General features: G+C 72.8%; 13 protein-coding genes. 8 read left to right on the top strand and 5 right to left on the bottom strand.

The window, feature by feature from the left end:
- Window positions 1-86: 86 nt before the first annotated feature.
- Entirely contained in the window at window positions 87-1,160 is a 1,074-nt protein-coding gene (locus tag AC0HI0_RS22985) for a glycoside hydrolase family 19 protein (RefSeq protein ID WP_480925564.1), read from the top strand.
- A 70-nt stretch (window positions 1,161-1,230) separates the two neighbouring features.
- On the opposite strand, the gene AC0HI0_RS22980 is transcribed toward AC0HI0_RS22985, so the two are convergent.
- Complete coding sequence (locus AC0HI0_RS22980; protein WP_480925563.1) at window positions 1,231-2,226, bottom strand: C40 family peptidase; 996 nt, start codon at window positions 2,224-2,226, stop codon at window positions 1,231-1,233.
- A 222-nt stretch (window positions 2,227-2,448) separates the two neighbouring features.
- On the opposite strand from AC0HI0_RS22980, the gene AC0HI0_RS22975 reads away from it, so the two are divergent.
- Both AC0HI0_RS22975 and AC0HI0_RS22970 read left to right on the top strand, forming a co-directional pair.
- Window positions 2,449-3,204 carry a lytic polysaccharide monooxygenase gene (locus tag AC0HI0_RS22975; RefSeq protein ID WP_480925562.1) on the top strand — a complete coding sequence of 252 codons (756 nt, stop codon included), beginning with the start codon at window positions 2,449-2,451 and terminating at the stop codon, window positions 3,202-3,204.
- Window positions 3,205-3,344: 140 nt separating this feature from the next.
- Window positions 3,345-3,923 carry a DUF305 domain-containing protein gene (locus AC0HI0_RS22970; RefSeq protein WP_480925561.1) on the top strand — a complete coding sequence of 193 codons (579 nt, stop codon included), beginning with the start codon at window positions 3,345-3,347 and terminating at the stop codon, window positions 3,921-3,923.
- Between the two features lie 102 nt (window positions 3,924-4,025).
- Here AC0HI0_RS22970 and AC0HI0_RS22965 read toward each other — a convergent pair whose 3' ends face one another.
- Together AC0HI0_RS22965 and AC0HI0_RS22960 are read right to left on the bottom strand one after the other, a co-directional pair.
- The gene (locus AC0HI0_RS22965) at window positions 4,026-4,928 is read right to left on the bottom strand and encodes an RluA family pseudouridine synthase (RefSeq protein WP_480925560.1); all 903 of its coding nucleotides are present in this window, start codon (window positions 4,926-4,928) and stop codon (window positions 4,026-4,028) included.
- Window positions 4,929-4,956: 28 nt separating this feature from the next.
- Window positions 4,957-5,559, bottom strand: a complete 603-nt coding sequence (locus tag AC0HI0_RS22960) for a DUF4230 domain-containing protein (protein ID WP_480925559.1) — start codon at window positions 5,557-5,559, stop codon at window positions 4,957-4,959.
- Window positions 5,560-5,657: 98 nt separating this feature from the next.
- Here AC0HI0_RS22960 and AC0HI0_RS22955 point away from each other — a divergent pair, with 98 nt between their 5' ends.
- Entirely contained in the window at window positions 5,658-6,200 is a 543-nt protein-coding gene (locus AC0HI0_RS22955) for an HAD domain-containing protein (RefSeq protein ID WP_480925558.1), read from the top strand.
- Window positions 6,201-6,353: 153 nt separating this feature from the next.
- On the opposite strand, the gene AC0HI0_RS22950 is transcribed toward AC0HI0_RS22955, so the two are convergent.
- Together AC0HI0_RS22950 and AC0HI0_RS22945 are read right to left on the bottom strand one after the other, a co-directional pair.
- The gene (locus AC0HI0_RS22950; protein ID WP_480925557.1) at window positions 6,354-6,896 is read right to left on the bottom strand and encodes a hypothetical protein; all 543 of its coding nucleotides are present in this window, start codon (window positions 6,894-6,896) and stop codon (window positions 6,354-6,356) included.
- Between the two features lie 93 nt (window positions 6,897-6,989).
- Window positions 6,990-7,685 (bottom strand): aspartate/glutamate racemase family protein, encoded by a 696-nt coding sequence (locus tag AC0HI0_RS22945; protein WP_480925556.1) that lies wholly within the window; start codon window positions 7,683-7,685, stop codon window positions 6,990-6,992.
- An 83-nt stretch (window positions 7,686-7,768) separates the two neighbouring features.
- Here AC0HI0_RS22945 and AC0HI0_RS22940 point away from each other — a divergent pair, with 83 nt between their 5' ends.
- The 4 genes from AC0HI0_RS22940 (at window position 7,769) to AC0HI0_RS22925 (ending at window position 12,473) form a co-directional block, all read left to right on the top strand.
- Entirely contained in the window at window positions 7,769-8,890 is a 1,122-nt protein-coding gene (locus AC0HI0_RS22940) for a GAF domain-containing sensor histidine kinase (RefSeq protein ID WP_480925555.1), read from the top strand.
- 233 nt (window positions 8,891-9,123) lie between these two features.
- The gene (locus AC0HI0_RS22935) at window positions 9,124-10,746 is read left to right on the top strand and encodes an AMP-binding protein (RefSeq protein WP_480925554.1); all 1,623 of its coding nucleotides are present in this window, start codon (window positions 9,124-9,126) and stop codon (window positions 10,744-10,746) included.
- Window positions 10,743-11,360: a response regulator gene (locus tag AC0HI0_RS22930; protein WP_480925553.1), complete on the top strand. Its 618-nt coding sequence runs from the start codon at window positions 10,743-10,745 to the stop codon at window positions 11,358-11,360. Before AC0HI0_RS22935 ends, AC0HI0_RS22930 begins: the two co-directional genes overlap by 4 nt.
- 24 nt (window positions 11,361-11,384) lie before the next feature.
- Entirely contained in the window at window positions 11,385-12,473 is a 1,089-nt protein-coding gene (locus AC0HI0_RS22925; protein ID WP_480925552.1) for a M20 family metallopeptidase, read from the top strand.
- Window position 12,474: the final 1 nt, after the last annotated feature.

Here is a 12,474-nt window from a genome sequence, read left to right as displayed (position 1 = left end):
GGTATAGACCAATCTGGTTGCGTGTGCCACGTCACGTCCGAGGGCGCTCGAACGGAAGAAGAGATCACGTGTCGAGAATCCGCGTAGTGGCGGCCATCGCCACCATCGTGGTCGGGGCGGCACTGACCGTCGCGACGGTCGCCACCACGGCCACCGCCGCCGCCTGTGCGACCGCGTGGAGTTCGTCCACCGTCTACACCGGGGGCCAGACGGCCTCCCACAACGGCCGCAACTGGTCGGCCAAGTGGTGGACCCAGAACGAGACGCCGGGTTCGGCGTCGGTCTGGGCCGACCAGGGCACCTGCGGCGGGACGACCACTCCGCCCCCGACGTCCTGCTCCTACCCCGCGTGGGTGCAGGGCCAGTTCTACGCCGCGGGCAGCATCGTGCGCTACACCGACGGAAAGAACTACATCGCCGAGCACGACAACCCGGGCTACGACCCGACCGTCTCCACCTGGTACTGGGACCCGTACACGGGCTGCGGCGGCACCACCACGCCGCCGACCACGACCACGACGTCCAACCCGCCCAACCCGGGTGGTTTCGTGGTCACCGAGGCCCAGTTCAACCAGATGTTCCCGAGCCGGAACTCCTTCTACACCTACAGCGGCCTGACCGCGGCGCTGAAGGCGTACCCCGGTTTCGCGAACACCGGCAGCGACGTGGTCAAGCGGCAGGAGGCGGCGGCGTTCCTCGCCAACGTCAACCACGAGACCGGCGGCCTGGTGCACATCGTGGAGCAGAACCAGGCCAACTACCCGCACTACTGCGACACCAGCCAGCCGTACGGGTGCCCGGCCGGGCAGGCGGCGTACTACGGTCGCGGCCCGATCCAGCTGAGCTGGAACTTCAACTACAAGGCGGCGGGCGACGCGCTGGGCCTGCCGCTGCTGACCAACCCGAACCTGGTGCAGAACGACGCGTCGGTCGCCTGGCAGACCGGCCTCTGGTACTGGAACACCCAGAACGGGCCGGGCACCATGACCCCGCACGACGCGATGGTCAACGGGCGCGGCTTCGGCCAGACGATCCGCAGCATCAACGGTGCCCTGGAGTGCGACGGCCGCAACCCGGCGCAGGTCCAGAGCCGGGTGAACGCCTACCAGCGGTTCGTGGGCATCCTGGGTGCCCCGGCCGGTGACAACCTGTCCTGCTGAGCAAGAACCCCTCCCGGAACGGGGTCCGCCACGCCCGGCGGACCCCGTTTCGCCGTCCTTGGAACGACATTCAGCCGACCACGCGGCGGATGACGCTGATCGGGCCGATGGAGTCGATGTCGGCGATCTTCACCGGCACGCCCTCGGTCGACGCGTGCACCGCGCGCACGCCGTCGACGGCCATCGCCACGTGCGACTGGCCCGAGTAGTAGATGATCAGGTCGCCGGGCCGGACCTCGCCGCGGCCGACCGCGCGCCCGACCACCGCCTGCGAGTACGTGGTGCGCGGGATGGCCACGCCGGCCGCGCGGTAGGCGGCCTGGGTGAGGCTGGAGCAGTCCCACGCGTCGGGGCCGTTGGCGCCGAACACGTACGGCTCGCCGCGTTGCGCCAGCGCGAACTCCAGCGCCGCGCCCGCCGCGCCCGAGGGCACCGGCACGGTCGAGGTGTCGCCGGGTGCGGCGAGCACGGCCTTGTCGGCGGCGGACAGCGCCCGGTACTGCGCCCGCGCGTCCTGCACCTGGCGGTCCAGCGCTTCCTGGCGGCCGGCGATGTCGTCGACGAGCGCGCGGGCGTCCTCGGTGGCGCGCGTGGCGCGTTGTTGCGCGTCCAGCGCACCGGTCCTGGACCGTTCGGCGGAGTCGACGGCGGCCGAAAGGCGGCCCAGTGCCTCGCCGCTGTCGGTGGCGAGCACGTCCAGCGCGCTCATCCGGTTCAGGAAGTCCTGCTGCGACCCCGAAACGAGCAGTGCGGACAGCCCGGTGAAGGTGGCACCCTCGAAGGTGGCCTCGGTGAGCAGGTCGACCTGCCCCCGGAACCGCTCCTGGTCGGCCTCGGCCTGGTCGCCCACCCGGGCGGCCTCGGCGAGGTCGGCGTTCGCGCGGTCCAGTTCGCCCTGCCGGGCGGCGAGTTCGTCCTGCGCCCTGAGGTGTTCCTCGTGCAGGCGCTCGGCTTCGCGGGACAGGTCGTCGTACTCCCGGAGCGCGTCCGACGCGGTGGGTTGGGCGTGCGCCGCAGCGGGTACCACCGCGGTCGCGGTGAACGCGGTGACGAGCGCCGCCGTCACGGCGGCCACACGCCTGCCGGGATGTGTGTTCACACCAGGGGTTACGGGCCACTGGACCACTCGGTTCAGATCCTTGACCCGGTTGACGTTCACGATTATGGTCTAGACCACATCGCCGAGTGACGACTCACCTGCGGGCTGTCACCCGGTGCTTATCCGGCCGCCGCGGATTTGGACCCTGCCCTGGAAACCTCTCGGGGTTTCCTCCGAAGGAGCTGGACAATGAGCCTCAAACGAAAGCTCGCGGCGGTACTCGCCGGCGTGGGCATCGCCCCGTTCATCGTCGTGGTGTCGGCGGGGACGGCCAGCGCGCACGGCTACATCTCCTCGCCGCCCAGCCGGCAGGCGAACTGCGCGCAGGGCCGCGTCTCGAACTGCGGTCCCGTCGTCTACGAACCGCAGAGCGTCGAAGGTGCCAAGGGCCAGCAGAACTGCCACGCCGGCGACAGCCGGTGGGCGCCGCTGAGCGACGACAGCAAGGCGTGGCCGGCCACCACGGTCGGCAACAACGCGACCTTCACGTGGACGATCACCGCCCGCCACGCCACCACGACGTGGCAGTACTTCATCGGTGGCAGCAAGGTCGCCGAGGTCAACGACGGCGGCCGCCAGCCCGGCTCGACCGTCACGCACAACGTGAACCTGGGCGGCCGGACCGGCCGCATCAAGATGCTGGCGGTGTGGAACATCGCGGACACCCCGATGGCGTTCTACTCCTGCGTCGACCTCCAGGTCGGCCCCGGCGGTCCCGACCCGACGACCACCACGCAGCCGACCACCACGACCCGGCCGACCACGACCACCCAGCCGACGACGACCACCACCCCGCCCGCGGGCGGCACGTGGGCGGCCGGCGTCTCGTACGCGGTGGGCGCGCAGGTCACCTACGGCGGTTCGTCCTACCGCTGCATCCAGGGCCACACCTCGCTGGCCGGCTGGGAGCCGCCGAACACGGCCTCCCTCTGGCAGCGGCTGTAACGCTGCGACGAGCCCGCCCGCGCCACCGGATGCCCGGCGCGGGCGGGTCTTCCGGTCACCGGGGCCGCCGTGGTCCCGGTGCCGGGTCCCGCCGCCGCACCACCAGTGCTGAAGATCCAGTGCTGACAAGGAGGACGACCTTGCGACGCCTCACAGCCGTGCTGGCCGGCCTGCTGCTGCTGGCCGGCTGCGGCCTCGGCGGCACCGACACCCTGGCCGCGCCCACCGGACCCGTGTCCACCGTGGTGGAGACCAACGAGTTCAACCCGGTCGACGTGATGTTCCTCCAGATGGCCGTGCCGCACCACCGCACCGGCCTGGAGATCGTGAAGATGGCCCACGACAAGCCCGTGCGGGCCGACGTGAAGACGCTCGCCTCGGCGATCGAGGTCACCCAGCTGTCCGAAGTGGACTCGATGCTGAAGTGGCTGCACGACTGGAACCAGCCCGAGACCGGCGGTGACAACCCGCAGCTGCACGCGGGCCACGGCGGCGACCACTCGACCAGTCCCGAGTCCATCGCGGCGCTGAACACGACGCCGTCGGGCGAGTTCGAGAAGGCGTTCCTGAACCTGCTCATCGCCCACCAGCACAACGCGGTCGAGATGGCCAAGCTGGAGCGGGAAGGCGGGGTGAACCCGCAGGCGAAAGCCTTGGCGGAGCGCATCTTCCAGTCCCGCACCGGGCAGATCTCGCAGATGCTCGGGTACCTGGAGTAGCCGCCGGGAGTGGGCCACCCCGACCGCGGTGGACGTCGCGGCCGGGTTTTCGGGTTGTCCGGCCGGTCGCCGCACCGCCGGGCAACCCGCGCCGGCGCGCGGTCAGAACCCCAGCCGCAGCCGGCTGGTGAACCGGCGCTCGACGCCGGTCACCGGGTCGGTGAACGACAGGGCCTTCGCCAGCAGCTGCAACGGGTCGGTGAAGTCGTCCAGCGGCTTCTCGCGCAGCACCGGGTAGAAGTCGTCGTGCCGGATCGGCACGCCCAGGCCCGCCAGGTGCAGGCGCAGCTGGTGCGTGCGGCCGGTGGCCGGGGTGAGCCGGTAGCGGCCCCAGCCGGCGCGGTGCTCCACCAGCTCCACCAGGGTTTCCGCGTTCGGCGGGCCGTCGACCTCCTGCGCGGTGATGACCCCCTTCACCTTCACGATCCGGCTGCGCACCACCCGGGGCAGCTCCAGGTCCGGGTCGTACCGGGCGATCGCCTCGTACTCCTTGTGCACCAGGCGATCCCGGAACAGCGTCTGGTACCGGCCGCGCAGCTTCGGGTCCACCACGAACATCACCAGGCCGGCGGTGACCCGGTCCAGCCGGTGCGCCGGCACCAGCTCCGGCAGGCCCAGCTCCCGCCGCAGCCGGACCAGCGCGGTCTCCACGACGTGACTGCCGCGCGGGATCGTGGCCAGGAAGTGCGGTTTGTCCACCACCAGCAGCGCGTCGTCGCGGTGCACGATCCCGATGTCGAACGGGACCGGCACCTCGTCGGGCAGGTCGCGGTGGAACCACACCGACGTGCCGGGCGCGAACGGCGCGTCCGGGGCGATCGGGCCGGTCAGGTCGTAGACGCGGCCCTCGGCCAGCAGCACGTCGATGCGCTCCGGCGCGACCCGGGGCAGCCGCGCCACCAGGTGGTCGCGGATCGTCGCCCACGGCCCCTCGTCGGGCAGCCGCAGCCGGGCCGGGTCGAGGCCGTGGCGCTGGGGCAGCGGCGGCCGGAGCTTGCGTCTCATCAGGCGGTGAGCCTACGCCGGCCCCCGGTCAGTCGCCGTCGGCGAACCTCACCTGGTAGCCGAGCCCGCCGAGCATCCCGGTGAGCATCCGGCGGGTGCTGTCCTCGGCCCGCTTCGCCAGGCCCGACTCCTTGGCCGCGTCGGCGATCTTCTGCTCGGCGGCCACGTAGAACGGCTGCTGGTCCGGTGCCTCGACGACGGCGGCGAGCCGGTCGATCAGGCCGCGCTCCTGGGCGAACACGTAACACCGCTCCTGGTGCAGGTTCGGCTTGTCCAGCACCGGTTTCGGCAGGTCCACGTCGACCGACTTGCCGTCCGACGAGACTTTGAGCGCGCCCTCGGCGAGATCCTTGAACTCCACGTAGGCGTTCACCGACCCGGCCGCGACGAACAGCGTGCGCTGCCCGGCGAGCACGGCGGGCACGAACCGGACGTCCCGCTCGATGTCGAGCACCACCTGGTACTCGCCCACGGCGGCGTGGAACTGGCTGAGGTCCCGCAACGACTGGAGCACCGCCGGCTGGCTCCGGTCGATGGTGTCCGTGCCGAACCGGGGCACCACGAGCACCGCCGCGACGAGCGCCGCGACCGCCACCACACCCGCAACCGCCACCACCATTCGCCACTTCATGCCCCCGGGGTACCCGGTCGTCCGGCCGGGGAACCGGGGCCGGGTGGCGGTCGGGCGCTCGCGGACGGCGTACTACGTTGCTCCGAGGAGGTGTCGGGATGCGCCCGCTGCTGCTGCTGGACGTGGACGGCCCGCTCAACCCGTGGGCCGCGAAAACCCCGCCGGACGGGTACGCCGAGCACCGTTGGCGGCTGTCCCGCTGGAGCCGCGGGACCCGGCACGCCTGGCTGAACCCCGCCCACGGCCCGGCGCTGCTCGACCTCGCCGCGCGCCTGGCCGCCGACCTGGTCTGGGCAACCTCGTGGGAGCACCGCGCGAACACCACGGTGGGCCCGGCGTTGGGCCTGCCGGAGCTGCCGGTGATCGGGCTGCGGGCCTACGAGGGGCAACCGGTGGGGAAGTACGCGGCGGTGGGCCGGTTCGCCGCCGGCCGTCCCCTGGCCTGGTTCGACGACGATTTCGCCCTGCACCGGTCGGCGCGGGAGGAGTTCCTGGCCCGCCGCCGGGAGGTCACCGCGCTGATCGCCGTGGACCCGGCGGTCGGGTTGCGCGTCGAGCACTTCCGCGCGGCGGCCGAGGCGTTGCGCGGACAGCTGCCACTCCCGTGCGCGCGCCCGCCCGGAGCAACTGCGCGGGACTGACCAGGGAACGTTCTTCCTCGACCACTGCGGGAAAAGCGCGATGGTCGCCGTGTCGTCGACTTCCGCCCGACGAGCGCGTGCCGTCCCGGCAGATGGCCTCGGACCGCGAGTACGAAGGCCCGTTTCCGGTCGGCCGCTGTCGTCCGGTCCGGCTCAGTCCTCTTCCTTCTCCTCGCCGCGCTTGCGCAGGAACGCGAAGCCGGGGATGCCGAGGATCGCCTGCCGCACGTCGTTGGTGACCTCCAGCAGCTGGTGGATGTCCGGCCCGACCTTGTCCAAAGTGGACATGATGGGCAGGACGTCCTCGATCAGGTGCTTGGTCAGCACCGGGAGCTGGTCGACCAGCTCGATCGCGGCGTCCACCTCGTGCGGCGACAGCTCCTCGACGAACCGCTGCGCCAGCGGGTGGGCGCGCTGGGCCAGCGGCGCGTAGGAGTCCATCAGCTCGCGGGACGTGCGGGCGGTGCGGGCGGCGTCGTCGGTCACGGCCTCCGCCACGGCGGTCACCGCGCCCGCCCGGTCCACCAGGTTCTCGGTCTTGTCCAGCACCCGCTCGGTGCGGGTGACCAGGGTGTCGGCGCGGCGCACCACGTCTTCCGCGGCTTCCAGCAGGCCGATCAGCCGGCCCGGGACGGAGAGGGCGGTCTCGGCGGTCGTCCGGGCCAGGCCGAAGATCCCGCGCGGTGTCAGGTCCATGCCTCCACTCTGCCGTACCGGGACGGCCGAGGCCGCTCGGGCGGCCGGTCGGATCGGCGCGGATCGTTCACCGCGACCCGCGCCCGGGCAGGCTCACCGGAGCGGGGTGTCGGCGAGCGCGAGGTCCACGCCTTCCTCGACGTGGCTGCGCGTCGAGTCGACCAGCGGCACGGCGCAGTCGTCCTGGTCGACCAGCAGCGTGATCTCCGTGCACCCCAGGATCACCGCCTCCGCGCCGCGCGCCACGAGCCGGGCCATCACGTCCCGGTACGCCGCCCGCGACGCGGCCGACACGACGTTGCGGGTCAGCTCCCGGTAGATGACCTCGTGCACCAGGGTGCGGTCGGGCTCGTCGGGCACCAGCAGGTCGACGCCGTGCGCGGCCATCCGGTCCCGGTAGAAGTCCTGTTCCACGGTGAACCGGGTGCCGAGCAGCCCGACCGTCCGGCTGGGCAGCCGTTTCGCGGTCGCGTCGACGATGTGCACGAACGGCACGCCGAGCGCGCCGGCCACGGTGTCGGCCACCTTGTGCATGGTGTTGGTGCACAACAGCACCAACTCCGCGCCCGCACCCTCCAGCGTCCGCGCCGCGTCGGCCGGCCGGGCACCGGCCCGCTCCCACTGCCCGAGCCGCTGCCACTCCTCGATCTCCGCGAAGTCGACGGTGACCAGGACGCTGGGCGCGCAGTGGTGCCCGCCCAGCCGCCGCCGGGTCTCCTCGTTGAGCAGCCGGTAGTACTCGGCCGACGACTCCCAGCTCATGCCGCCGATCAGCCCGATGGTGCGCATCCCGCCACCGTGACCGGGCCCGCCGCTGCGGGCAACCGGCCGGCCGGCGGCGGCCGGGGTAGGTTCGACGGCCGGAGGCCGACGTGGACGATGACGTATTCGCACTGCTCAGTGCCCTGGACGCGCTGCGGGCGGCGCGCGCCGAGCGGGTCAACCTGCTCGACACCCAGGCCGTCCTGCGCACGCTCGCCGGGCGCATCCGCGCGGAGTTCGGGTTCGACGTCAGCCTCATCGGCCTGGTCGAGGGCCCCGACCTGGTGCTCCGGCTGTGGTCGGGCACCCGGGACTCGCGGCTGCACAACCTGCCGGTGCCGCTCGGGCTCGGCGTCGGCGGGCGGGTCGCGGCGGCCGGCAGCCCGGTCGTCGTGCGCGACTACTACCGCTCCGACCGGATCACGCACGACTTCGACGCGCACGTGCGCACCGAGGGCCTGGGCGGCATGGCGGCGGTGCCGGTGGAGACCAACGGCGTGCGCGGCGTGCTCTACGGCGCGGTGCGCGGTCAGGCCGAGGTGGGCGACGACGCGGTGGCCGGGTTGAGCCGGCTGGCGCGGTTGGCCGGGCTCGCCGTGGACGTGGCGGACGGCGCGGTCACCCTGGCCGACACGGCGGTGGTGGAGGAGCGGCGGCGGCTGGCGGCCTCGCTGCACGACAGCGTGGGCGCGATGCTGTTCGGCGTCGGCTCCTCGGTGCGGCAGCTGCGCGGCCTCGCGGGCCTCACCCCCGTCGTGGACGACCAGCTCGAACTCATCGAACGGCAGCTCGCGCAGGCCGGTGCGGCGCTGCGGGAGTCGGTCTCCCGGCTGCGCGTCGGCTCCGACCGCGACCCGGTGCGGCTGGTCGCCGACATCGCCGAATCGGTGCGGCTGTTCGCCGAGCGGTCCGGTGTGGCGGCGAGCTTCGTGCCGGTCGGCCCGCCGCCCGCGCTGGACGCCGCCCGTGCCGCGCTGGTGCTGCGCGTGGTGGACGAGGGCCTGCTGAACGTCGAGAAGCACGCCCGCGCGCGTTCGGTGGTGGTGACGCTGGCCGTCGCCGAGCGGCTCACCGTGGCCGTGCTGGACGACGGAGCCGGTGTCGAGGCGGCCGCGGAGGGGACCGGGGCGGGCCTGCCCGCGCTGCGCCGCCAGGTGGAACTCGCCGGCGGCACGCTGAGCCTGCTGTGCGCCGAGGACGGCGGCGCGGTCCTGCGCTGCGAACTGCCCTGAAAGCCCGCCTCGGGACATCGCGCCAGGCGAACCCCGGACGGCGGCCGGCCTGCGCACCCGGTACCCGCCGCCGGCTCGTCACGCTGGGTCCGGCCCCGTGGACGAGGTCTGCGCGGGACGTCGCGAGGTGGTGCCGGCCGGTGCGGTCCGCCCTCCCGGGCGGGCCGCGCGAGCCACCGGGGCCTCTCCATCTGGAGAGGTCGCAGGGCCGCGACCTGCGGTACGTTGCCGGGATGGCGGACCTGAGCTACTCCTCGGGCACCTCGGAGGTGCCGCTGCTGGGCGACACCGTGGCGGCGAACTTCGACCGCGCGGTCGAAGCGCACGGCGGGCGCGAGGCGCTCGTGGAGTGCGCCACCGGCCGCCGCTGGACCTACCGCGAACTGGCCGCCGAGGTGGACGCGGTCGCGGCCGGGCTGTGGGCCCGCGGGGTCCGGCCGGGCGACCGGGTCGGCATCTGGGCGCCCAACCGGGCCGAGTGGCCGATCACCCAGTACGCGACCGCGCGGATCGGCGCGATCCTGGTCAACCTCAACCCCGCGTACCGGGTGCACGAACTGGAGTACGTGCTCAACCAGTCCGGGGTGCGCACGCTGATCGCCGCGACCTCGTTCAAGACCTCCGACTACGCCGGGATGATCGAGCAGGTCCGGCCGCGCTGCCCCGGCCTGCGCCAGGTCGTGCTGCTCGACAGTCCACAGTGGACGGATCTGCACTCGGCCGGGCCGCCGCGGTGGCCGGAGCTGTCCGCCGACGACCCGATCAACATCCAGTACACCTCCGGCACGACGGGCTTCCCCAAGGGCGCGACCCTGTCGCACCACAACATCCTCAACAACGGGTACTTCGTCGGCGAGCTGTGCGGGTACACTTCGGACGACCGGATTTGCCTGCCTGTCCCGTTTTACCACTGCTTCGGCATGGTGATGGGCAACCTGGCGGCCACTTCGCACGGTGCGTGCGTGGTGATCCCCGCCCCCGCGTTCGACCCCGCCGCGACGCTGAAGGCCGTCGCGGACGAGAAGTGCACGTCGCTCTACGGCGTGCCCACCATGTTCATCGCCGAACTCGCCGACCCCGGGTTCGACGGCTACGACCTGTCCTCGCTGCGCACCGGGATCATGGCCGGCTCGCCGTGCCCGGTCGAGGTGATGAAGCAGGTCGTGGAGCGCATGGGCATGCGCGAGGTCTCCATCTGCTACGGCATGACCGAGACGTCCCCGGTCTCCACCCAGACCCGCCGCGACGACTCGCTGGACCGCCGGGTGTCCACGGTCGGCCGGGTCGGGCCGCACCTGGAGGTCAAGGTGGTCGACCCGGAGCACGGCCGCACCGTGCCGCGCGGCACGCCCGGCGAGCTGTGCACGCGGGGGTACTCGGTGATGCTGGGCTACTGGGAGCAGCCGGACAAGACCGCCGAGGCGATCGACCCGGCGCGCTGGATGCACACCGGCGACCTGGCCGTGATGGACGCCGACGGGTACGTCAACATCACCGGCCGGATCAAGGACATGGTCATCCGGGGCGGCGAGAACCTCTACCCGCGCGAGATCGAGGAGTTCCTGTACACCCACCCGGACGTGCTGGACGCGCAGGTGATCGGCGTGCCCGACGTGAAGTACGGAGAGGAGCTCATGGCGTGGGTCCGGCTGCGGCCCGGCGCGGCGGCGCTGACCGCCGAGTCGGTGCGCGAGTTCTGCGCGGGCAAGCTGGCGCACCACAAGATCCCCCGGTACGTGCACGTCGTGGAGGACTTCCCGATGACCGTCACCGGCAAGGTCCGCAAGGTCGAGATGCGCCGCCGGGCCGTGGACATCCTCGGCCTGGCCGACGCGGACTCCGTGGAGCACGCTTGAGGATCCTGGTGGTGGACGACCACCCCGTGGTGTGCGACGGGGTGCGCGCGCTGGTGTCGGCGACTCCGGACATCGAGGTGGTCGGGTCCGCGCGCACCGCGCGGGACGCCGTCGGGCAGGCCCGTGAGCTGCAACCCGACCTGGTGCTGCTCGACCTGCGGCTGCCCGACATGCTCGGCAGCGAGGCGTTGCCGCGCATCACGGCCGTCGCGCCCGCCGCCCGCGTGGTCATCTTCACCGCCTACGACGACCACGCCGCGCTGTCGGCGGCGCTGCGCGGCGGCGCGCACGGCTGCCTGCTCAAGGACGTCACCGACACGGACCTGGTCGCGCAGTTGCGGCGGATCGTCGCGGGCGTGCGGGTGATCGACCCGAGGCTGCGCGAGTCGGGCGGAACCCTGTTGCAGGCCAGGCTGTTCCGGCTGTCGCTGAGCCGCCGCGAGTACGACGTGGTGCGGCTGGCCGCGACCGGGCGGACCAACCCGGAGATCGCCGAGGAACTCGGGCTGACCCGCAACACGGTCAAGACCTACCTCCAGACCGCGATGCAGAAGCTCGGCGCGCGCAACCGGGTGGAGGCCGTGCGCCGGGCCCAGGAGGAGCAACTGCTGTAGCGGTCCCTGCGGCAGGATGGGGCCGTGGACCTGGACGAGTTCCTGACCCTGGCGGACGGCCTGCTGCGCATCCCCTCCACCGCCGACCGGCCCGCCGAGCTGGCCAAGGCCCTCGACCACGTGCTGGCGGTCGTCGGGCCCGACTGCACGGTCGAGCGGTTCGAGTCCGGCGGCAAGCCCAGCGCGCTGGTCTACCGGGGCGCGCGCCGCCCGGAGTTCCGGGTGCTGTTCAACGCCCACCTCGACGTCGTGCCCGGCGCGCCGGAGCAGTTCGAGCCGCGCCGGGAGGGCTCGCGGCTCCACGCGCGCGGCGCGCAGGACATGAAGCTGTCCGCGCTGGTGCTGGCGCTGGTGTTCCGGGACGTGCCGACGCCGTTCCCGGTGGGGTTGCAGCTGGTCACCGACGAGGAGGTGGGCGGGCGCGACGGCACCCGGCACCAGCTCGACCAGGGCGTCACGACCAGGTTCGCGGTGATCGGCGAGCACAGCGCGCTGCGGCTGGTCACCGAGTCGAAGGGGCTGGTCAACGCCCGGATCGACGCCGTGGGGCGGGCCGCGCACGGCGCGTACCCGTGGCTGGGGGACAACGCGCTGGTCAAGCTCATGCGGGCGGTGGACGCGCTGCTCGACGCCTACCCGGAGGTCTCCGCCGAGGCGTGGCGGACCACGGTCAACGTGGCGCGCGTCGAGACGTCGAACACCGCGCTGAACCAGGTCCCGGCGGACGCCTCCGCGTGGCTGGACATCCGGTTCCCGCCCGAGGACGCCGACTTCGCGCGCCGGGACGCCGCCGAGGTGGCCCGGCACCTGTCGGGGCTGTGCGGGCTGCCGGTCGCGGTGCGCTCCGTCGAGCCGCCGCACCGGGCCGACCCGGGCAGCGCCGACGTGGCGGCGCTCCAGGCCGCCGCCCGCGCGCAGGGGTACTCCGGTGACTTCCTGCGCAAGCACGGCGCGGCCGACTCCCGGTTCTTCTACCAGCGCGGGGTCGACGCGGTGATCTTCGGCGTGGGCGGGGACGGGCAGCACGGGCCGGAGGAGTACGCCGACCTCGACACCGTCGAGCCCTACCACCGGGCGCTGAGCGGCTACCTGCGGTCGTTGTCAGACGTGTAAC

This window comes from Saccharothrix sp. NBAS 001 (assembly GCF_056640475.1).
This window is presented reverse-complemented; position numbering and strand designations above follow the sequence as displayed.

Bases quoted from the DNA above. Each gene is read 5' to 3' on its own strand.
- AC0HI0_RS22975 (WP_480925562.1), top strand. From the start codon at position 2,449: ATGAGCCTCAAACGAAAGCTCGCGGCGGTACTCGCCGGCGTGGGCATC.
- AC0HI0_RS22965 (WP_480925560.1), bottom strand. From the start codon at position 4,928: ATGAGACGCAAGCTCCGGCCGCCGCTGCCCCAGCGCCACGGCCTCGAC.
- AC0HI0_RS22960 (WP_480925559.1), bottom strand. From the start codon at position 5,559: ATGAAGTGGCGAATGGTGGTGGCGGTTGCGGGTGTGGTGGCGGTCGCG.
- AC0HI0_RS22955 (WP_480925558.1), top strand. From the start codon at position 5,658: ATGCGCCCGCTGCTGCTGCTGGACGTGGACGGCCCGCTCAACCCGTGG.
- AC0HI0_RS22950 (WP_480925557.1), bottom strand. From the start codon at position 6,896: ATGGACCTGACACCGCGCGGGATCTTCGGCCTGGCCCGGACGACCGCC.
- AC0HI0_RS22945 (WP_480925556.1), bottom strand. From the start codon at position 7,685: ATGCGCACCATCGGGCTGATCGGCGGCATGAGCTGGGAGTCGTCGGCC.
- AC0HI0_RS22935 (WP_480925554.1), top strand. From the start codon at position 9,124: ATGGCGGACCTGAGCTACTCCTCGGGCACCTCGGAGGTGCCGCTGCTG.